General features: G+C 54.2%; 19 protein-coding genes and 1 tRNA gene. 15 read left to right on the top strand and 5 right to left on the bottom strand.

Translation table 11 applies throughout. The features are described 5' to 3' along the window. The first annotated feature begins 93 nt into the window (after positions 1-93). The 10 genes from ACTF58_RS03050 to ACTF58_RS03005 all read left to right on the top strand — a co-directional run bounded on the left by ACTF58_RS03050 (position 94) and on the right by ACTF58_RS03005 (position 11,909). Positions 94-660 carry a nuclear transport factor 2 family protein gene (locus tag ACTF58_RS03050; RefSeq protein WP_438990494.1) on the top strand — a complete coding sequence of 189 codons (567 nt, stop codon included), beginning with the start codon at positions 94-96 and terminating at the stop codon, positions 658-660. After that, complete coding sequence (locus tag ACTF58_RS03045) at positions 657-2,351, top strand: hydantoinase B/oxoprolinase family protein (protein WP_438990493.1); 1,695 nt, start codon at positions 657-659, stop codon at positions 2,349-2,351. Before ACTF58_RS03050 ends, ACTF58_RS03045 begins: the two co-directional genes overlap by 4 nt. Then, positions 2,348-4,411, top strand: a complete 2,064-nt coding sequence (locus tag ACTF58_RS03040; RefSeq protein ID WP_438990492.1) for a hydantoinase/oxoprolinase family protein — start codon at positions 2,348-2,350, stop codon at positions 4,409-4,411. The genes ACTF58_RS03045 and ACTF58_RS03040 overlap by 4 nt, the downstream gene beginning before the upstream one ends. After that, positions 4,408-5,028, top strand: a complete 621-nt coding sequence (locus ACTF58_RS03035; RefSeq protein WP_438990491.1) for a cysteine hydrolase family protein — start codon at positions 4,408-4,410, stop codon at positions 5,026-5,028. The genes ACTF58_RS03040 and ACTF58_RS03035 overlap by 4 nt, the downstream gene beginning before the upstream one ends. Next, the gene (locus ACTF58_RS03030; protein ID WP_438990490.1) at positions 5,025-5,891 is read left to right on the top strand and encodes an isocitrate lyase/PEP mutase family protein; all 867 of its coding nucleotides are present in this window, start codon (positions 5,025-5,027) and stop codon (positions 5,889-5,891) included. The genes ACTF58_RS03035 and ACTF58_RS03030 overlap by 4 nt, the downstream gene beginning before the upstream one ends. Further along, complete coding sequence (locus ACTF58_RS03025; RefSeq protein WP_438990489.1) at positions 5,872-7,275, top strand: FAD-dependent oxidoreductase; 1,404 nt, start codon at positions 5,872-5,874, stop codon at positions 7,273-7,275. The genes ACTF58_RS03030 and ACTF58_RS03025 overlap by 20 nt, the downstream gene beginning before the upstream one ends. Before the next feature lie 389 nt (positions 7,276-7,664). Continuing rightward, the gene (locus ACTF58_RS03020; protein ID WP_438990488.1) at positions 7,665-8,201 is read left to right on the top strand and encodes a CoxG family protein; all 537 of its coding nucleotides are present in this window, start codon (positions 7,665-7,667) and stop codon (positions 8,199-8,201) included. Positions 8,202-8,237: 36 nt separating this feature from the next. Beyond that, a complete protein-coding gene (locus ACTF58_RS03015) occupies positions 8,238-8,723 on the top strand; it encodes a (2Fe-2S)-binding protein (protein WP_438990487.1) in 486 nt (161 codons plus the stop codon). A 23-nt stretch (positions 8,724-8,746) separates the two neighbouring features. After that, positions 8,747-11,116, top strand: coding sequence for a xanthine dehydrogenase family protein molybdopterin-binding subunit (locus ACTF58_RS03010; RefSeq protein WP_438990486.1), 2,370 nt, complete (start codon positions 8,747-8,749; stop codon positions 11,114-11,116). Between the two features lie 13 nt (positions 11,117-11,129). Beyond that, positions 11,130-11,909, top strand: coding sequence for an FAD binding domain-containing protein (locus tag ACTF58_RS03005; RefSeq protein ID WP_438990485.1), 780 nt, complete (start codon positions 11,130-11,132; stop codon positions 11,907-11,909). Between the two features lie 325 nt (positions 11,910-12,234). Here ACTF58_RS03005 and ACTF58_RS03000 read toward each other — a convergent pair. Beyond that, positions 12,235-12,318, bottom strand: a tRNA-Leu gene (locus ACTF58_RS03000). A gap of 180 nt (positions 12,319-12,498) precedes the next feature. Here ACTF58_RS03000 and ACTF58_RS02995 point away from each other — a divergent pair. Then, positions 12,499-12,945, top strand: coding sequence for a Hint domain-containing protein (locus tag ACTF58_RS02995; RefSeq protein WP_438990484.1), 447 nt, complete (start codon positions 12,499-12,501; stop codon positions 12,943-12,945). Here the strand turns inward: ACTF58_RS02995 and ACTF58_RS02990 are convergent. Next, positions 12,942-13,802: an NAD(P)H-hydrate dehydratase gene (locus tag ACTF58_RS02990; RefSeq protein WP_438990483.1), complete on the bottom strand. Its 861-nt coding sequence runs from the start codon at positions 13,800-13,802 to the stop codon at positions 12,942-12,944. The genes ACTF58_RS02995 and ACTF58_RS02990 overlap by 4 nt on opposite strands. Positions 13,803-14,008: 206 nt before the next feature. Between ACTF58_RS02990 and ACTF58_RS02985 the strand changes: the two genes are divergently transcribed. Both ACTF58_RS02985 and glnA read left to right on the top strand, forming a co-directional pair. Next, a complete protein-coding gene (locus tag ACTF58_RS02985) occupies positions 14,009-14,347 on the top strand; it encodes a P-II family nitrogen regulator (RefSeq protein ID WP_438990482.1) in 339 nt (112 codons plus the stop codon). A gap of 36 nt (positions 14,348-14,383) precedes the next feature. Further along, positions 14,384-15,790 carry a type I glutamate--ammonia ligase gene (gene glnA / locus ACTF58_RS02980; RefSeq protein ID WP_438990481.1) on the top strand — a complete coding sequence of 469 codons (1,407 nt, stop codon included), beginning with the start codon at positions 14,384-14,386 and terminating at the stop codon, positions 15,788-15,790. A 73-nt stretch (positions 15,791-15,863) separates the two neighbouring features. On the opposite strand, the gene ACTF58_RS02975 is transcribed toward glnA, so the two are convergent. After that, positions 15,864-16,616 (bottom strand): heme-dependent oxidative N-demethylase family protein, encoded by a 753-nt coding sequence (locus ACTF58_RS02975; protein ID WP_438990480.1) that lies wholly within the window; start codon positions 16,614-16,616, stop codon positions 15,864-15,866. A gap of 141 nt (positions 16,617-16,757) precedes the next feature. Between ACTF58_RS02975 and dddP the strand changes: the two genes are divergently transcribed. Next, positions 16,758-18,098 carry a dimethylsulfonioproprionate lyase DddP gene (gene dddP / locus ACTF58_RS02970; RefSeq protein WP_438990479.1) on the top strand — a complete coding sequence of 447 codons (1,341 nt, stop codon included), beginning with the start codon at positions 16,758-16,760 and terminating at the stop codon, positions 18,096-18,098. 2 nt (positions 18,099-18,100) lie between these two features. On the opposite strand, the gene ACTF58_RS02965 is transcribed toward dddP, so the two are convergent. Next, positions 18,101-19,360 (bottom strand): urate hydroxylase PuuD, encoded by a 1,260-nt coding sequence (locus ACTF58_RS02965; RefSeq protein WP_438990478.1) that lies wholly within the window; start codon positions 19,358-19,360, stop codon positions 18,101-18,103. A gap of 98 nt (positions 19,361-19,458) precedes the next feature. Here ACTF58_RS02965 and ACTF58_RS02960 point away from each other — a divergent pair, with 98 nt between their 5' ends. After that, positions 19,459-20,364 carry a LysR substrate-binding domain-containing protein gene (locus ACTF58_RS02960; protein ID WP_438990477.1) on the top strand — a complete coding sequence of 302 codons (906 nt, stop codon included), beginning with the start codon at positions 19,459-19,461 and terminating at the stop codon, positions 20,362-20,364. On the opposite strand, the gene uraH is transcribed toward ACTF58_RS02960, so the two are convergent. After that, a complete protein-coding gene (uraH, locus tag ACTF58_RS02955; RefSeq protein ID WP_438990476.1) occupies positions 20,361-20,714 on the bottom strand; it encodes a hydroxyisourate hydrolase in 354 nt (117 codons plus the stop codon). The two genes, ACTF58_RS02960 and uraH, sit on opposite strands and share 4 nt — an antisense overlap. Positions 20,715-20,853: the final 139 nt, after the last annotated feature.

Raw genomic sequence — 20,853 nt, 5'->3', positions numbered from 1 at the left:
GCAAGGATTAGTATTCAAAATATCCAAAAAAAAATTCTGGCAAGATACAATATATGTATTACAGGTAATACAAATTATACGAAGGAGACAGCGATGCCTGTAGTTGAGCTGCACGTTTTGGAAGGCTATAATCCAGAAGAAAAACAACGCCTTGGCGAAGCCCTTACAGATGCCGTGCGATTCGTGGTTCCCGCATCGCCAGAGCTTGTCACAGTCATGATCCATGACATACCAACTGAAAATTATTATCGCGGTCGCATCCAGCGCGTTCCAGCGGCGGCGCGGCCCGACCCGACGGTGATCGTCAAAAATTACCTCACAGCCATGGAAGCGCGTGATCTGGCAAAAGCTAACGCAGTGTTGGGTGAAGGTTTCACAATGACCTTCCCAGGCACCGAACCGATGACGACACTTGACGAGCTGATCGCTTGGTCCAAGCCACGCTACAAGTTTGTCACCAAAACCTACGAAGGTTTTGATGCAATGCAGAGCGCAGGAGATGCCTCCGTTGTCTATTGCCGCGGCACGTTGCAAGGCGAATACCATGATGACAGCTCTTTTGAAGGCATCCGCTTTGTTGACCGGTTTGAAGTGATTGATGGAAAGATCACCAAGCAGGATGTTTGGAACGATATGGCCGAAGTGAGGGCAACGACATGAGCGAGATTGACCCCATAACGCTGTCTGTGCTTGCAGGCAGGATGGAACAAATTGCCGATGAAATGGACGCAACATTGTTTCGCGCGGCCTTCAACCCGATTATCGCCGAGGCGCATGACGCCAGCCACGGGCTATATCATGCAGTGTCTGGTGACACTCTGGTGCAAGGCAAATCAGGATTGCCGATTTTCGTTGGCGTGATGTCCTTCGCAGTCAAAGCCGTGATTGAGAAGGCCGCCAAGGATGGCGATTTGGAAGATGGTGACATTTACATCTTCAACGATGCCCATATCGGCGGCACACACTTGTCAGATATGCGCCTCGTGCGCCCATATTACCGGGAGGGTAAGCTCTTCTGTTATCTCGCCTCTGTCGGTCACTGGCATGATTTGGGTGGCGCAGTTCCAGGCAATTATAACCCTGCGGCCACGGATGTTTTCCAAGAAGCGTTCAACCTGCCGCCCGTAAAGCTCGCACACGCAGGCAAGCTCAATCAGGACATTATTGACATTCTGCTGCGCAACACCCGCCTGCCACAATCGGCGATGGGCGATCTGAATGGCCAACTTGGCGCGCTCGATCTTGGTGTGAAGCGGATGGACGAGCTGCTGGATGAATACGGCGGCGATACAATCACAGCAGCACTTGAAGCTCTGGGCCACCGTGCTGAGGCGCTCATGCGCTCAGAACTTACCGATCTACCAGATGGTCGCTGGGAAGCTGAGGATTACCTCGATAACGACGGGATCAGTGATGAGCCCCTCAAGATCAAAATCGCACTCGAAATCAACGGGGACACCATGCGCCTTGATTTCACAGGCTCGGCCCCGCAATGCGCTGGCCCAGTCAACATTGCTCTGCCCACAACTGTGGCAACAGCCTATGTGGCGGTCAAACATATTTTCCCCGCCCTGCCCGCAAACGCCGGGGTCATGCGCCCTATTGAAGTGATCGTGCCAGAAGGCAGCCTTTTGGCGGCCAAGTTCCCCGCCCCGACGGGCGGCTACACGGAAACGATCTTGCGCATGATCGACGTGGTGTTTTCAGCCTTTGCACAGGCAGCGCCCGAACGGGTCGTGGCCAACGCCTATGGCACAATCAACGCGCTCTCCATTGCAGGCAAGCGCAAGAACGGCCAGCCTTGGGTCATGTTCTCCTTTTATGGCGGCGGGCACGGTGGCTCTATCGAGACGGACGGTCTAAACCACGGCAACGCGCCAATCTCGACCGCCACAATCCCACCATTGGAAATTCTGGAAGCCGCCTACCCTGTCATGTTCAGAACATGGGCGCTGCGCCCAGACAGCGCAGGCGCAGGCGCACACCGCGGCGGCATCGGCGCAATATATGAAATTGAAGTGCTTGAGGAAAACGGTGCAGAGGCTTTCCTCTTCGGAGAGCGTGGCCGCTTTGCCCCTAAGGGGATCGCAGGCGGCAATGACGCCGCACTAAATGCGTTTGAATACGAACAGGATGACGGCTGGCACAGCCCGCCGTTGGCCTCGAAAATGCGAGGGATACAGCTAAAAGCAGGTCAGGCCGTGCGCCTACAAACGCCGGGTGGCGGAGGCTATGGGAAGGCGGGTGAGCGCAACCATACAGCCATCGCACGCGACGTCGCACGCGGATTGGTGAGCGAAGCCGCGGCGGATGCCGCCTACGGAACAGACTGGCGGGAGAGCAGAACATGAGCGGTCTTATGATTGGGGTCGACGTTGGTGGCACATTTACAGATGTTTTTGTTCTCAACGAAGCCCAAGGCACGGCCAGCGTGGCCAAAGTTCCCACCACACGGCCAGATCAATCGGATGGGTTTCTGGACGGAATCGGGCGTGAAGTCAGTGATCTTTCCGAAATTGCAGTCGTTGTTCACGGCACGACAGCAGGGACCAACGCGCTGCTGGAGCGCAAAGGCGCAAAAACAGGTGTGATCTGCACCCAAGGCCTGCGCGATGTGCTCGAAATGCGTCGCCGAGATCGTCCCCGCACATGGGGTCTTCGCGGGGATTTCGAGCCCGTGGTAGACCGCAGCAACCGCCTTGAAGTGCCTGAACGCACGCTGGCGGACGGCACAGTGCGCACCCCCGTTGATCTTGATGCTGTGCGCGCCGCAGCCAAAACCCTGCACGCCAATGGCTGCGAAGGGGTCGCGATCCTATTTGCCAATTCCTATGCCAACACCGCAAACGAAGATGCGGCAGTCGCTGTGCTCCGCGAGGTTTGGCACAATGAGCACGTCTCGGCATCCTCCGAGATATTGCCTGAGATCCGCGAGTTTGAACGGTTTTCGACCACGGCCCTCAATGCGTATCTTCAGCCCGAGGTGTCCGGCTATCTAGGCCGTTTGGAAAATGCGCTTAAAGCTGGTGGCTTTGATGGCGAGTTCATGATCGTGCAATCAAACGGCGGAGTTATGGCTGTCGATACGGCCTGCCGTCTGCCTGTTCGCACGGCCCTGTCGGGGCCGGCTGCGGGTGTGATTGCGGCGGCCTATATTGCCCAGTCCGCAGGCTTTGAAAATGTCATCACGGGCGACATGGGCGGTACCAGTTTTGACGTATCCTTGATTTCAGACGGGCACTCCATGCTTTCGCCTCAGACCTCGATTGATTTTGGCATGGTCGTGCGCAACCCTATGATCGAGATCACCACGATTGGCGCAGGCGGTGGCTCCATCGCTTGGGTCGACAAGGGCGGCTTGCTCAACATCGGCCCCGAGAGTGCAGGTAGCAACCCTGGGCCTGTCGCCTACGGTCTTGGCAACACCCGCCCGACAGTAACAGATGCCAATGTTGTTTTGGGACGCATTGACCCTGACAATCCGATTGGCGGCAAGCTTGAACGCCTTGATGTCGACGCCGCTGCCCACGCGATTGATGAGCACGTGGGCCGCCCCTTGGGCCTCACGACACTCGAAGCTGCCGAGGCAGTCTTAAGAGTTGCAAACAGCCGTATGGCTGGCGCAATCCGCCTTGTCAGTATCGAGCGCGGATTTGATCCGAAGAATTTTGCCTTTATGCCTTTTGGCGGCGGTGGCGCGCTTCATTCGGGCGCAATGCTGGCTGAAGTTGGCATCGCACGGGCCATTGTCCCGCGCTATCCGGGGGTGACCTCTGCAATGGGCTGCGTCATTGCAGATATGCGGCAGGATTTTGTACAAACCATTAACTCACTCGTCGCGACGCTGGATGAGGCCACATTGGGCGATTTCATGCAAACACACGCAGATCAAGGCATGGCGTTACTTGATGCCGCGCGCACAAACTTCGAAGCTCGCGAACTAAGCTTTGAGCTCGATATGGCCTACGTCGGACAAACACATACTGTTTCTGTTCCCCTCACGGTGAAGACCGACGGGCACAGTGTAACAGCCCCGACACGGGCCGAGATCGAAAAGGCTTTTGATGCGACATATACAGCAACCTATGGCAGGCTGTTGCAAAACGGCGTGCGACGTATCCTCAACCTGCGCAGCGCTGTGACGGGTAAACGTCCCAAATTCGACCTCAGCACCCTAGCACCATCAGAGGGAGGAAGCGCCAAAGCGATAGGGAAGCGCCAAGTGCATTTTGGTGACACGTGGCATGACACCGCAATATATGATCGCCTTGCCTTGCCCGTGGGAACCATAATCACAGGCCCCGCAATCCTGACACAGCCTGATACCACAGTGCTGATTGAGCCTCACTTGCAAGGCCGCGTTGACCGCTTCGGCAATACAATAATCGAACCTTTGGAGGAGCGATCATGAGTGATCCAAGCACATGGGACCTTTCGCGCACCGCACTGCTGACGATTGATCTGCAAAATGACTTTCTCCATCCCGAAGGCGCCTACGGGCGCGCCGGCCAAAGTGCTGCAAGCATAACCGCCCTCCCCGATCGTATCGCGCCTCTGGCTCGAGCTCTTCAAGCCAAGGGTGGCCGTTATTTCTCTGCGCAGTTCACGCTGGTCCCCGATAAAGACGGCGAACCTCTTATCGCCCCGCATCTGAAAGAGCTTCGCCCTTTCCTCAGTAAGGGTGATTTTGCCCCTGGATGTTTCGGGCACACACTTGTGGACAGTCTTCAGCCCGCAGATTTTGTGATCGAAAAAGTGGCATATTCAGCGTTTTACCAAACGCGGCTAGAATATCTGATGCGTGCCACAGCCATTGATCATCTTATTGTCGGTGGGATCGTCACAAATGGAGGCGTAGCCTCAACCCTGCGTGATGCACATCTGCGCAACATCGACACCATTATGCTAACAGACGGCTGCGCCGCATTCAAAGCCGAGGTGCATGACGCCACACTTCTTTCGCTTGGTACGGTCACCAAGCAAATGAGCTGCGCCAAAGCGCTGGCCTTGATCGAGGGCACATCATGAGCCTCAAGACACGCCTTCAGAACAAAGAAATCATGGTCACCCCAGGCGTATATGACGGGCTGACAGCCTCGCTTGCAGAAGCCGCAGGCTTTGAGGCGCTTTACCTGAGCGGAGCCGCGGTGGCCTATACGCGTCTGGGGCGGCCCGATATCGGGCTAACAACCGCCTCCGAGATGGCCGATACTATGACGTTGATTGCAGATCGCAGCTCGCTGCCTGTGATCATTGATGCCGATACAGGCTTTGGCAACGCTCTCAACGCGCAACGCACCATGCGGCTTTATGAACGAGCAGGCGCATCCGCGCTGCAAATGGAAGACCAGACCTACCCGAAACGCTGTGGCCATCTGGCTGACAAATCTCTGATCTCCGCTGAAGAAATGGTCGGCAAGATTGCGGCCATGGCCGACGCTCGCGCCTCTGAAGAAACGCTCATCATTGCGCGCACCGACGCCATTGCCGTCGAGGGCTTCACAGCTGCCGAAGATCGCGCCGAGGCCTATCTTGAAGCAGGGGCAGATGTGCTGTTCATCGAGGCCCCACAAGACCGCGCCCAGCTTGAACACATCGCAGAGCGCTTCTCCAAACGCATTCCGCTTCTGGCGAATATGGTCGAAGGCGGCGCAACGCCGATCACAGGCGCGGATGATCTGGAAGGCCTTGGCTTTTCGATCGTGATCTTTCCGGGTGGTATCGTGCGGGCGCTCGCACGCACGGCACAGGACTATTATCAAAGCCTTGCCAAACATGGCTCCAACAAACCCTTCGCCGAACAAATGTTTGACTTCAACGGCCTCAACACCGTGATCGGCACAGCTGAAATGCTCAAAAAAGGCGCACGTTATGACGGCTCCGACAGTTAAGACACCACCCGAGGCTTTTGATCTTGCTGTGGAAACCCTTATTATCGGGGCTGGTGCCTGTGGCCTGATTGCGGCACTTGCCGCAAACGAGGCTGGGCAAGAGGTTCTGGTGATCGAAGCCGATGCCGTTCCGTCAGGCTCCACGGCGCTCTCTGCCGGATTGATCCCCGCTGCGGGGACAACACTGCAAAAGGCAGCTGGTGTCAAAGATAGCGCCGCTCAGTTCGCCGCCGACATTCAGGCCAAGGCCCATCAAGAAAACAACCAGCATCTGGTTGATCTTTTGGCGCAAAATGCTGCGCCGGTGATAGACTGGTTAACAGAAACACACGGCCTCCCCTTCTCGCTCGTTGATGACTTTGACTACCCGGGTCACTCAAGCCGCCGTATGCACGGGCTCCCTACGCGTGCGGGCAGCGAACTGATTGACACATTACGAAGCGCCGCAGAGCGGGCAGGTATCGACATTATCTGCGAACGCCGTGCAGAGACGCTCTATTTCGCAGATGGATCGGTCCACGGGATTGCCGCTCAGCGCCCAGACGGCGGCATTGAGACGATTGGTTGCGATAAGTTGATCCTTGCCTGCAACGGCTTTGGCGGCAACCGGTCTCTGGTGTCAAAGCATATGCCCCAGATTGAAGACGGGCTTTGGTTTGGCCATGACGGCAACCGTGGGGAAGCTGTGCTTTGGGCAGATCAGATCGGCGCAGCAACCGAACATCTCGAGGCCTATCAAGGGCACGGAAACGTCGCCCATCCGCATGGCATTCTCATTACATGGGCGACGATCACAGAGGGCGGCGTTCAGGTCAACGCCGCGGGCGAGCGGTTCTGGAACGAAGCGCAAGGCTACTCCGAAGCCGCGCGCGCCGTTCTGTCCCAACCAGATGGCGAGGCTTATGCCATATTTGATGGTCGCATCGCCGCAATCGCGCGGCAATTTGAGGACTTCAAACGCGCCGAAGCACAAGGAGCCATCAAAAGCGCCGAAACACTCGAAGGCCTCGCCCATGCTCTTGGCCTGCCAGCTCTAGCTTTGTGCAATACAATTGCCGACATCCCACAAAACAGCTCCGACCGTTTTGGACGATCCTTCGGAGACACCGCTCTTTGCGCTCCCTTCTGCGGTGTGCGCGTCACGGGTGCGCTCTTTCACACACAGGGCGGACTGCGCGTTGACACTTCCGCTCGGGTGATGACAAAAGACGGCAGCTCCATCCCCAATTTATACGCGGGCGGAGGGGCCGCTTGCGGTGTCTCGGGCAGCTCAGACAGCGGTTACTTGTCAGGCAACGGCTTGCTTGCAGCAGCGGTCTTAGGCAGCATCGCAGGAAGCCATAAGTTCGAGAGACTGGCCGATATCACTTTGCACACAAAATAAAACCACTACCCTCGAAGTCTTATATATCTGTTGGGAACCTCACAACCATGCAGGCTGACCCGCAAAACAACAGCAGACCGCGTCGCTTACGAGAACAAGCTTTTGCCAAAATGCCAGACGCAAAGGTAATGTGGCAGAACACCAGTTCAGACGGAATGATTACATCTCATAGGCTCTGGGACCATCATGTTGTAGCTGTATTCAGCTCAAACCGGTGCCACACTATAACTCACAGCCCAACTCTCTGCTCTGATATCTAGACCTGCACCTAATACAATTAGGTCAGAAACCACCTCAAACAGAACGTCCAATTGTCAGAAAAGTGCAGTTTTATTTGACTCATGTTCCCCAGTTTGCCTAACCTGAAAAGCACAACCAGGGGATGCGTCATGAAGTTAAGTGGACGTCAGGTCATCAAAGCTGATGGAGAAACCGTTTGGACTGCACTGCTTGACCCAGATGTATTGAAAGCATCTGTGCCAGGATGCACAGAGATAAGTGGATCTGCCGAAGACGGATATGAGGCAACCGTTGTGCAGAAGGTTGGACCCGTCAAAGCCACTTTCAAGGGCAGTGTTGTGCTCAGCGACATGGTTGCACTCCAAAGCTTGACGCTTACCGGCGAGGGCAAGGGTGGCGCAGCAGGCTTTGCCAAGGGCACCGCAGATGTGCGCCTGGAACTGGTCGATGATACAACGATTTTACACTATGATGTGGAAGCTAAAGTCGGCGGTAAGCTGGCCCAATTGGGCAGCCGGATTATTGACGGTTTCGCCAAAAAAATGGCGGATCAATTCTTTGAAAATTTCTCAACTGCCGTAAGCGAACCTGACCCGTCAGATGATACGGAGGCTGAGGATCATGAGAGTGACCAAAGTGTTGGAGATACTCAGAAAAAAGGCTGGTTCAAACGGCTTAGGGGCTAAGACACTTTTATAAAAAGACTTAATGGGAGGAATCTGATGACGAAAGTAACAATGAGCGTGAATGGGGTGTCTGTTTCGCGTGATGTCGGAGGCAACACCCTGCTTTCCGCTTTTTTGCGCGAAGATCTGAGGCTGACCGGAACACATATTGGCTGCGACACATCACAATGTGGAGCTTGCTTGGTCCATGTAAACGGTCGGGCTGTTAAATCCTGCACGATGTTTGCCGCAGAAGCCGACGGCGCAGAGGTTTCAACAATTGAGGGTCAGGCCAATGAAGACGGATCGCTCAACGTTATTCAGCAAGCCTTTCAAGACCATCACGGCCTGCAATGTGGCTTTTGCACACCGGGGATGGTGATGACAACGGCAGCCTTGTTAAAGGAAAACCCCAAGCCCAGCGAAGCAGAAGTGCGTGCGTATCTTGAGGGCAATATCTGCCGCTGCACCGGCTATCACAATATCGTCAAAGCGGTTCTTGCTGCGTCTGGACAAGACGTTTCCAGCATCGCAGCCGAATAATAACTCTAGAGGGGGGATATATTATGCCCAAAGATGATGGAATTGGCGCAGCAACAGTGCGTCGCGAAGACGTCAGGTTTTTGACTGGCGCGGGACGTTATACAGACGATATTCAAGCTTCTGGTGAAGCAGTGGCCGTGTTTGCCCGTTCGAATGTGGCAAATGGGGTGATTAAAAACATTGATATCAGCCACGCGTCTACCATGCCTGGTGTTCTTGCAATTTTTACGGGTGATGACTTCACAGAAGTGGGTGGAAACCCTGCCGGTTGGCTCATCAACTCGCGAGACGGCACGCCAATGCACGAGCCAAAGCGCCCCGTTCTGGCGCACGGTAAAGTGCGCCACGTCGGAGATGCTTACGCTGCCGTTATTGCCGAAACCAAAGAGCAGGCAATGGATGCAATTGAAGCCATCGAGGCCGATATTGAAGAACTCCCTGCTGTCGTAAACATGAAAGAGGCTTTAAGCGCCACCACGTTTGTGCATGACGAAATCGGCACCAACCAGTGCTTTGACTGGGGCTGGATCGAAGACAACCGCGCGGCAACTGATGCCGCCATCAAGAGCGCGCATCATGTCACTCGACTCGAATTGGTGAACAACCGTCTGGTGCCAAACGCCATGGAGCCACGCAGTTCGCGCGCCGAATATCACCGGGGCAATGACGAGTATATCCTGCACACCACCAGCCAAAACCCGCATCTGACCCGCCTGCTTATTTCGGCGTTTGTTTTGGGCATTCCCGAAAACAAGCTCACCGTGATTGCGCCTGATGTTGGGGGAGGCTTTGGCTCAAAAATATATCACTACGGTGAAGAAGCCCTCGTCTTGGCGGCGGCCAAAAAACTGAACCGCCCCGTAACCTGGACAGCAGACCGGACGGAAGCCTTCCTCACTGATGCGCATGGAAGAGACCACGTAACAACAATTGAACTGGCGCTTGATAAGGACGGTCATTTTCTGGCGTTCCGAACAGAGACCTTGGCCAATGTCGGCGCTTATTTGTCGAACTTCTCGACAGCCACGCCAACGTTTTTGCATGGCACGCTCATGGCCGGCAACTACACAGTGCCTAACGTCTATGTAAACGTGAAAGCCGTCTTTACCAACACGGCACCAGTGGATGCATACCGAGGCGCAGGCCGGCCCGAGGCCACCTATTCTCTGGAACGGGTGATTGATATGGCTGCCCGTGAAATGGGCATGGATCCAATCGCTTTGCGCCGCAAAAACTTTATCAAACCAGACCAATACCCCTATGCTTCCGCAGCAGGTCTTGAGTATGACAGCGGCAATTACGACGCGTTAATGGACAAAATGGAGGCGGTCGGCGATCTTTCTGGCTTTGCGGCCCGTCGCAAAGCGTCTGAAGCCAAAGGGCTTTTGCGTGGATTGGGTGTAAATGCCTATATCGAGGCTTGTGGCATTGCGCCTTCAAATCTTGTGGGTGTCCTTGGATCACGCGTTGGTCTTTATGATGCAGCGACTGTGCGGGTGAACGCGACAGGCAATATTTCTGTCATGGTCGGGGCCCACAGCCACGGGCAAGGCCATGAAACCGCCTTCCCCCAAGTGGTTGCCGATATGCTGGGCATTGATGCCGCGAGCATTGATATCGTGCACGGCGATACGTCCAAAATTCCGTTCGGGATGGGCACCTATGGGTCGCGCTCTCTTGCGGTTTGTGGCTCGGCGGTTGTGCGCGCCACTGAAAAAGTCATCACCAAGGCCAAAAAGATTGCGGCTCATATGCTGGAAGCCACTGATAAAGACATCAGCTTTGAGGATGGGGTCTTTTCTGCCATCGGAACCAATAAGTCGGTGCCGTTCGGCGAGGTCGCCTTAAAAGCCTATATTCCGCATGACTTCCCCCTTGAGCAAATTGAACCCGGTCTGGAGGAAACCGCGTTTTATGACCCTGCCAACTTTACATACCCCTCAGGGGCCTATTGCTGTGAAGTCGAGCTTGACCCGGAAACAGGAAAGGTCCGTGTTGACCGTTTTGCCGCAGTGGATGACTTTGGCAATGTGATCAATCCGATGATTGTGACTGGACAAGTCCATGGCGGGCTTGGACAGGGTATTGGCCAGGCGCTGCTGGAAAACACCACCTACGATGAAGACGGTCAGCTGTTGAGTGCCTCCTATATGGATTACACCATGCCACGCGCGGACGATCTGCCATTTTTCAAGGTAGATCACAGTCAGGGCACACCCTGCACTCACAACCCTTTGGGCGTGAAAGGCTGTGGTGAGGCTGGCGCAATCGGCTCCCCGCCCACAGTCATCAACGCGGTGATCGATGCCATGCAGTCTGGCGGCAAAAACGTAACCCATATTGATATGCCTGTTACACCTCACCGGGTGTGGACGGCTATGCAAAACGCTTGAGAGGAAAAAGCAGATGTATGCATTTGACATAGAGCGCCCTGAAACACTTGCAGAGGCTGTCGCTGCCCTGACAGATGAGGCACAGGCCTTGAGCGGCGGGCAAACGCTGATCCCGACACTTAAGGCGCGGCTTGCAAGCCCTTCCAAGCTGGTTTCGCTCAGCGGGATTGCCGAACTGAAGGGCTTGTGCGCCTCAGACGGCGTTCTCACCATTGGCGGCGCAACCTGCCACGCCGACGTGGCCGCAGACGGGACATTTAAAGCCCTGTCGGATCTGGCCGCCCATATTGGCGACCCTGCCGTGCGGAACCGTGGCACACTCGGTGGATCAATCGCAAACAACGATCCAGCGGCTTGCTACCCTGCAGCCGCCTTGGGCACTGGCGCAACGATTGTCACAAACACGCGCGAAATTTCGGCAGACGATTTTTTCCAAGGAATGTTTGAAACGGCTTTGGACGAAGGCGAAATTGTGACTGCCGTAAAGTTCCCGATCCCCGAGAAGGCAAATTATCAAAAATTTGTTCAACCTGCCTCACGGTTTGCGCTGGTTGGGGTGTTTGTTGCCCAAACCAAAAGTGGTGTGCGCGTGGCCGTGACAGGGGCTTCAAACGAAGGGGTTTTCCGATGGAAAGAGGCGGAGGCTGCATTAACTGCTGATTTCTCTGCCCCCGCACTCGAAGGGCTGGCTCTCGCGGCGGATAACATGATCTCAGATTTGCACGGCTCTTCAGAGTATCGTGCGCATCTGGTCAAAGTCATGACGCAAAGGGCCGTCAAGGCGGCAGCGTAATAGCGTCATACTTAATAAAAGAGGCCTTGCCCGCTTGGCTGGGCCTCTTTTCATAATGTGCTGCCACCGCCCCCATGCGCCTCATATCGGCGGCGTTTGGTCGCGGCAGAGTGCTATGTCGCCCAGCTTAATGGGATCTGAACTCCGCTGCGATTGTTCCGAGGTGCAACGCCTACGCACGCGGATAACCAGTCGTATTCCTCATCAATGGAGACCGAATACCGACAGGTTAAAGAGGTCCTCGAAGCGCAAAAAAAAGCACACCCAATTCAACCAATCCCCTAACTCGACCAATCGTCTCATGTGATGTTAAGAAATTCTTGAATGGTGCGGGTGAAGGGACTCGAACCCCCACGCCATAGGCGCCAGAACCTAAATCTGGTGCGTCTACCAATTCCGCCACACCCGCAACAGGGCTGCGTATAGCCAAGGGCAAAACGATTTGCGAGTGGAAATTGCGCCTGTATGGCGAAAAAAACGCGACATTTACAGTTTCTTGCCGTATCTTTTCTAATAATTGAGGCAGTAAAAAACATACGGGTGCAAAATGAAGCCCTTTTTAGCAGAAGACTCTGCGCAGGCTCGGACTTTGTCCGACAGCACTGGCGTATTGATTGGCAGTACGGTCCTCACACAGGATGGCGCCTTGCCAGTGGAATTCCTGACAGAAGGTGATCGTATTATCACTCGGGATACAGGCATGGCAGCGCTTTGCCATATGGAGGTTATTGACCTTCTGTGCCCAATGGTGCGGGTCGAACGTAGCGCTCTGGAACGAAACAGCCCTGAACAGGCTGTCATCTTACCTGCGGATCAGAAACTGCTGCTGCGCAAGGCGCACAAGCACGTATCGGCCCGCGAAAAATCGGCTCTTATTCCTGTGAAACACCTGATAGACGGCAGGTCTTTTCACTATCTAGGCAATCAAAAAACGCGGCTGTTTCAGCTGGTTTTTGACGCGCCTCATATCATTTATGTGGACGGGTTAGAGCTGGCTTGCGAGCGCACTCTCTCCAAGCTCAGGCTTGTGGCTTAAACCTGCAACGCTTTAAAAACATCTGGCAATACTTCAGGTAAATCCTCTGCAATAAGCCCTGCCCCGTAAGCAAGTGCGCATTCAACGTGCAGCCACACGCCTGTTTTGGCCGCCTCAAACGGGGTAAAGCCGCGCGCCATTAACCCTGTTATAAACCCCGCCAATACGTCTCCCGCTCCGGCGGTGGCAAGCCAAGGCGCAGCACGCAGGCCAGCTGCGCTATGCAGGCTGCACTGCCCGTCTGGCGTCGCGATAAGCGTATCAACTCCCTTTAAGAGAACAATGCACCCTGCCCGCGCAGCCGCCTCTCGGACGCCATCTGCTCTAGAGCACTCAAGCGCACTCACTTTTCCCAAGATATCAGGAAAAATACGCCCGAATTCACCACTATGAGGCGTTAAAACACAGCTTTCGTGAAGCATTGCAAACAGGGACGCAGGCGCAGCCTCAAAGGCAGATAAGGCATCAGCATCCAATACTGTTGGACGATGGACCGCAAGCGCCTCAGGCAACAGGCGTCTGGCCCGCTCCAACCCCAAGGCGGGGCCAAGACAGAGGGCATTGATCCGACCATCTGTTAAAGTGTCACGCAAATCAGCCTGCGTCTCAACACCCGTCAGCATGATTGAGGTCAGCTGTGACGCCGCCTCACACTGCGCCTCATGAGGCACGCCCAACGTGACAAGCCCTGCCCCAATTCGTAAAGCACCTCTCGCAGCCAGCCGCGCCGCCCCTGTTTTGCCCGCCCCACCCGACACAATAAGCGCATGACCGTAAGTGAACTTATGATCTCTCTGCTTGCCCAGCTCAGCAATTCCGATGCTTTTCTGGGTGATTAATCTTGGAGTTCGGCTCATCAGGGGCTTCTTTCGTTGGCCTTCATCGGAGTGAAGATATGACAGCACAGGCGGATTCATAATCGCTTAAATTTACATCTAAACGCACAAAAAATAGGCACATATCGGTTGGACCCGCATATGACGCTCATCAGGCATCCTATTCGTTTGAGGCTTTCTGTGAAAAGTGTTTTCAAGCTGTGAACCGTGATTAAGGAGGCCGAGTGATGAAAAAAATCGAAGCCATTATCAAGCCCTTCAAGCTCGATGAAGTCAAAGAGGCGCTGCAAGATGTCGGCGTTCAGGGGCTTTCTGTGATCGAAGTCAAAGGCTTCGGGCGCCAGAAAGGCCACACAGAGCTTTACCGTGGCGCTGAATACGTCGTTGATTTCCTGCCTAAAGTGAAGCTCGAGATCGTTGTTGATGACGATCTGGTCGATCAAGCCGTCGAAGCTATCGTTGACGCCGCCAAAACAGACAAAATAGGGGATGGAAAAATATTCGTCTCCCCAGTCGAGCAAGCCATACGCATCCGGACCGGCGAAACCGGCCCAGAAGCGCTTTAATTTACTTTCTTACCGCAAACGAAAAGGACCAAGAGAATGAGCACACAAGACGTTCTCAAGACGCTAAAGGACGAAAACGTTGCCTATGTCGACATCAGATTCACCGACATTCGCGGCAAACTTCAGCACGTAACTGTCGATGTTGATCTGGTTGATGAAGACTTCCTCGAAGAAGGCTTTATGTTTGATGGCTCCTCAATCGCGGGCTGGAAATCGATTGAAAACTCGGACATGAAACTGATTGCCGATACGGCAAGCGCCTATATCGACCCATTTTATGCCGAAAAAACGCTCTGCCTTCATTGCTCGATTGTCGAGCCTGATACTGGCGAAGCCTACGAGCGCGATCCGCGCGGCACAGCTCAAAAAGCCGAAGCCTACCTCAAAGAATCAGGTATTGGTGATGTCGCCTATATGGGGCCAGAAGCTGAATTCTTCATCTTTGATGATGTTCGTTTCGAAAACAAAATCAACAAGGTATCTTACGAAGTTGATGCTGTTGATGCCTCATGGAACACCGACACTGAGTATGAAATGGGCAACTCGGGCCATCGCCCGGGCCTCAAGGGCGGCTACTTCCCTGTGAACCCGATTGATGACGCACAAGACCTGCGTTCTGAAATGCTCTCGACCATGAAGAGCCTCGGAATGAAAGTTGACAAGCATCACCACGAAGTGGCGTCTTGTCAGCACGAGCTTGGCCTCATTTTTGGCACGCTGACAAAGCAAGCTGACGAGATCCAGAAGTATAAATACGTGATCCACAACGTGGCGCACGCCTACGGCAAATCAGCAACCTTCATGCCAAAGCCGATCTATGGCGACAACGGCACAGGGATGCACGTAAATATGTCGATCTGGAAAGATGGCAAGCCCCTCTTTGCAGGCGATAAATACGCTGATCTGAGCCAAGAAGCGCTCTACTTTATTGGTGGTATTCTCAAGCACGCAAAAACGCTCAACGCCTTCACCAACCCGTCGACAAACAGCTACAAGCGTTTGATCCCAGGGTTTGAAGCGCCTGTTCTGCGTGCCTATTCAGCCCGCAACCGGTCAGGCTGTGTGCGTATTCCATGGACAGAATCGCCCAAAGCCAAGCGCGTAGAAGCCCGCTTCCCTGATCCGTCTGCAAACCCCTACCTCTGCTTTGCAGCCCTTTTGATGGCCGGCCTTGACGGTATCAAAAACAAAATTGATCCGGGCGAAGCCATGGACAAAAACCTTTATGATCTTCCAGCCGAAGAGCTTGAAGGGATCCCAACAGTTTGCGGTTCGCTCCGTGAAGCTCTTGAGTGCCTCAAGGCAGATCATGCCTTCCTGCTGGCAGGTGATGTCTTCACGAAAGACCAAATTGAAGGCTATCTTGCCCTCAAGATGGAAGAAGTCTTGCACTATGAGCATACCCCCCACCCTGTGGAATTCGGTATGTATTACAGCTGCTAAACAGACCTGATTACGAGAAAGGCCCGCCAGAAACGGCGGGCCTTTTTTGTTAGCTACTGTCAAGCCTCGTTAATTACGCCAGAGCCGCTCGGCGGTTCAGGCTGTCTTGCGTCAAAACATAGGTGTGAATGCCAAATACAACCGCATCCGTTTCTGGCAAACGGCGGATCGTTTGCAGCTCCGAGCGCATATATTGTGCGGCTTCCACAAACCGCTCGTCGCGGCGGCTATGGGCAGAGCGCGGCTGATGCAAAGCCGGGTCTGCATACCACAATGCGTTAAACCGCCAAAGCGGCTGCGCCACACGCACACCATCAAACAGCCGCTGAACCCGCCGCGCTATGTCCGCATCATAAGAGGCAACGGGTTCATGAATTCCGATCAAAGGCTGCATAAACTTCTCAGCCAGCAACCAGCTTGCAGGGAAACACAACACAGCCCCCGTGAGCACGTGCTCATCTCCAGTCTTTTGCAAAATACAAAAGTCTTCCTGAATCAGCCTTGAAAGCGTCAGCATAGGGTCTGCCCGATCAACGGCCACGTTGCGACCATCAGGGCAGCGCATCATCATGTTTTGCAAATAGAAACCGTCTATGTCGCTCAACGCCGAAACAACCATATCCAAGAGTTCTTCCGCCGCAGGGCGAGCCGCTTCATCTAAAGCCAGAACCATGTCTCTGTCGGCCGCAACAACGCGAGCTTTTTCAGCCAGCTGGGCGGCATATGTTTCATCCACACGCAGCCAATCCTTCGGATCGAGGGGCGACATCCCGGGCAGTGGCTTCGGGGATAATGGATCGTAAGGAATGCTCTGGTTCAAAATCATGGCCGTATTGAACGCTTCAACACCAGCTTTTCAAGAGGCAACAGTCAAACATGAGAATGAAAACGACACAGTCAAGCCGCAAACAAGCGGCCAGCCCCCCCCTTTTTGTTCGCAAGCTTCTCGAAACGGGAGGCCAATGACATGAACGAACATTATCGCGATACGCGCAAGATTGATCCGAGCAAAGGCACTCATTTGGCCGATGGATCCCCAAACGACAAGAACCGCGTCGAAATCGGGCCGACGCAACTTGCCTTTGGCGAATGGGAAAAGGCAGGCCTGACCCCGCCAAACCTTGCCGCCATGCGCAAATTCCGCTGGGAACGACTGACACAAGCGATCGTAAAAAGAGGCTACGGTGGTTTGCTCATGTTTGATCCGCTCAACATTCGCTACGCCACCGACAGCACAAATATGCAGCTCTGGAATACCCACAACCCGTTTCGCGCCGTGCTACTTTGTGCAGACGGATATATGGTGATCTGGGATTATAAAAACTCTCCATTCCTAAGCGAGTTCAACCCTTTGGTGCGAGAGCAACGCTCTGGTGCCGACCTCTTCTACTTTGATCGCGGCGACAAAGTCGATGTCGCCGCAGATGTCTTTGCCAATGAGGTGCGTATTCTCATGGCAGAACACTCAGGAGACAATAAGAAGCTCGCCGTTGATAAGGCGATGCTGCATGGCTATCGCGCTCTGGAAGCGCAGGGCTTTGACATCATGGAAGGGGAAGAAGTCACCGAGAAAACACGCGCCGTAAAGGGGCCCGATGAAATATTGGCCATGCGTTGCGCAAGCCATGCCTGTGAAACCGCCGTAAAAGCCATGGAAGATTTCGCGCGCCTGAATGTGCCGCTCGGCTCTACGTCGGAAGATGATATCTGGGCCGTGCTTCATGCAGAAAATATCCGTCGCGGCGGAGAGTGGATCGAAACACGCCTGCTCGCCTCGGGCCCGCGGACGAACCCGTGGTTTCAGGAATGCGGGCCGCGCATCGTTCAGAATAACGAGATTGTCGCCTTTGATACCGACCTGATCGGCTCCTACGGCATTTGCATTGATATCAGCCGCACGTGGTGGATCGGCGATCAAAAACCGCGTGCCGATATGATCTATGCCATGCAGCACGCCCATGAGCATATAATGACCAATATGGAGATGTTGAAACCGGGAGTGACCATCCCCGAGCTGACGGCAAACACCCACAGACTTGACGACAAGTTTCAGGCCCAAAAATACGGCTGTCTGATGCACGGTGTCGGACTCTGTGATGAGTGGCCGCTTGTGGCCTACCCTGACCAAGCCGTCGCAGGCGCTTTTGACTATGCGCTTGAGCCAGGCATGGTGCTCTGTGTCGAAGCGGCCGTAGGCGAGGTCGGGGGCGACTTTTCGATAAAGCTCGAAGATCAGGTTCTGATCACGGAAGACGGCTATGAAAACCTAACCTCCTACCCGTTTGATGACGCTCTGATGGGGCGCTGACGTCAGCGTGTGGCCAGCAAAAGCGGAAGCTGGCTTGCCGCCGTGCGATACCACTGCACAATCGCTGCGCGCTCTTCTGGTTCGATATAGGTGACATTGGCAGGCGGCATGGCTCGTGTCACACCCGCCTGAAGATAGATGTCGCGCGCATAGGCAGCGATGTCAGCGGTTGTTTCAAGATGCACGCCTTTGGGCGCACGGGGCACACCGTCATAAAACGTCTCGCGCGCATGACACATGGAACAGCGGCCCAACACGATATCTGACACCTCTTCAAACCCCTCTGCCGACGCGAATATCTCCTCTGTGGTGCTCAAGGCGCGCGCCTCTGACTGCTCCAGCGTGTCAAATTTCAGTGGCAGAGTGGAAAGCCACATGATCGCAACAAAGAGCAGCCCAGTGACCAGCCATGTCCAAAGCGGGCGGTTTTTGCCCGCGTGCATCGAGTTGAAATAATGCCGGATGCTCACCCCCATCAGGAAAACAAGCGCCGCAATCACCCAATTATACTCCGAGGCGAATGCGAGCGGGTAATGGTTTGAGAGCATCAGAAAAATAACCGGCAAAGTCAGATAGTTGTTATGGGTCGAGCGGAGCTTGGCAATCTTGCCATACTTTGCGTCTGGCGTGCGCCCCTCTTGCAAGTCTTTCACCACAATGCGCTGGTTTGGCATGATGATAAAAAAGACATTGGCGGTCATGATCGTTGCCGTAAACGCCCCCAGATGCAGAAGCGTGGCCCGCCCTGTGAAAATCTCGTTATATCCCCAGCCCATAGCTACCAAAAGCAAGAACAGCAAAAGCATAAGGACAGTCGGGCTTTCCCCAAGCTTTGATTTACAAAGCGCGTCATAGACAATCCACCCGACAGTGAGCGAGGCAGCCGAAATCAAGATACCTTGCAAAAGGCTGATATCGGCTTTGGCCGCATCAATCAGATACAGCTCCCCCCCAACCCAATAGACAACCATGAGAAGCGCCGCGCCAGAAAGCCATGTCGCATAGCTCTCCCATTTAAACCACGTCAGATGGTCAGGCATATTTTCCGGAGCGACCAGATATTTCTGAACATGGTAAAAGCCCCCGCCATGCACCTGCCACTCCTCCCCATGTGCCCCCACAGGCAAATGAGGTGTCTTTCGCAAGCCCAAGTCGAGCGCGATGAAATAAAAAGACGAACCGATCCACGCAATAGCCGTGATCACATGAAGCCAACGGATCGCAAAGCCGATCCAGTCCCACATAATTGCAAATTCGTACATTTCCGCTCCTTTGACGCTTTCCTATTAACTAGCTTACTGAGGATTTATCCTGTATTGCATAAAACACCCAAAGAGCTTCAAAAAAAGTCAAATAATAGATGGCCTATCTAGACAACATCCAGACCTTTGTCAGAGTTTTTGAACTTGGGAATATGTCTGCCGCAGCGCGTGATTTGCGCATTTCGGCGGCCGTTGCCTCCTCCAGAATTTCACAACTTGAAGACCATTTGGGCGTCCGTCTGTTTCAACGCACAACCCGATTGCTAAACCCGACAGAGCAAGGCAACACTTTTTACAAAGGCGCGCTCAAAATCCTTGAAGCCGTCGAAGACGCTGAAGCAGATATCAACGACATCACCCGTTCGCCACGCGGCACCCTCTATGTCGCCGCGCCGTTGGGCGTTGGGCAAAAGTTCATAGCCCCTGCTGTGCCAAAGTTTCACGAGCAATATCCACTCATTAACATCCGCTTGCGCTTGTCTGATCGCAAACTTGATCTGGCCGCAGAAGGCCTTGATGCGGCCTTTTTTCTAGGCGTTCCCCAAGACAGCAATCTTCGCATTCGCAAAATCGCTGATTGCCCGCGCGTGCTGTGCGCCTCACCTGACTATCTGGAAAAACGCGGCCTGCCAAAGAGCAGCGACGATCTCAAAACCGATGCGCATGACTGTTTGAATTTGCGCTACCCTGGCGCGCCAGAGTTTCAATGGCCGCTACAAACCCAGAGTGGCACAAAGCGGGTGACTGTTTCTGGCCCGTATGAAACCGATCATGGTGAAATTCTCACCAACTGGGCGCTGGAAGGCTATGGCATCATTCTCAAGCCTGTCTTTGAAGTCTCAGAGCATTTGGCACAAGGGCGGCTGGTCCCTGTTTTGCAAGATGAGCCGCCGCTCCCCATCCAGCTCGCCTGCCTCTATATGCACCGCCGTCGCCAAGACCCTAAAGCGCGCTTGTTCATCGATTTCATGGTTGAGCACATAACAGCCGCGATGCCCTCTTAGCTGCCCCGATACGTTGAATAGCCGAAGGGTGAGAGCAGCAAAGGCACATGATAATGCGACGCTTGAGACATCCCGAAACGGAGCGGAATGACATCCAGAAACCGCGGGGATGGAGCCGCAATCCCAAGCGTGTCAAGATACGCACCCGCATGGAAGACAAGCTCATAGACGCCAAGTTCAAACTCGGCTTCCGGCAAAATCTGCACATCCGTGCGCCCATCTTCATTGGTGACCAATGTCTTGAGGTGCTTACGCTCCTCGTTTTTAATTCTGAACAGCTCGATTTTGAGGCCCGCCGCGGGCGCCCCAAGCGCCGTATCCAGAACGTGTGTTGTGAGATATCCAGTCATTTTCGCCTCCCTCTGCGAGGCCTTGATGGCCGTTAGGCTCGCTCATTACACCAATAATCGACAAAAAGCTCTTTCAAAAATTTAGATAAAGTCTCAAGAATTGTTTAAGAGTAAACACTAAGAAAACTCGGAGGCGTCA

The sequence above is a fragment of the Lentibacter sp. genome, assembly GCF_965657785.1.
GTDB lineage: Bacteria > Pseudomonadota > Alphaproteobacteria > Rhodobacterales > Rhodobacteraceae > Lentibacter.
This window is presented reverse-complemented; position numbering and strand designations above follow the sequence as displayed.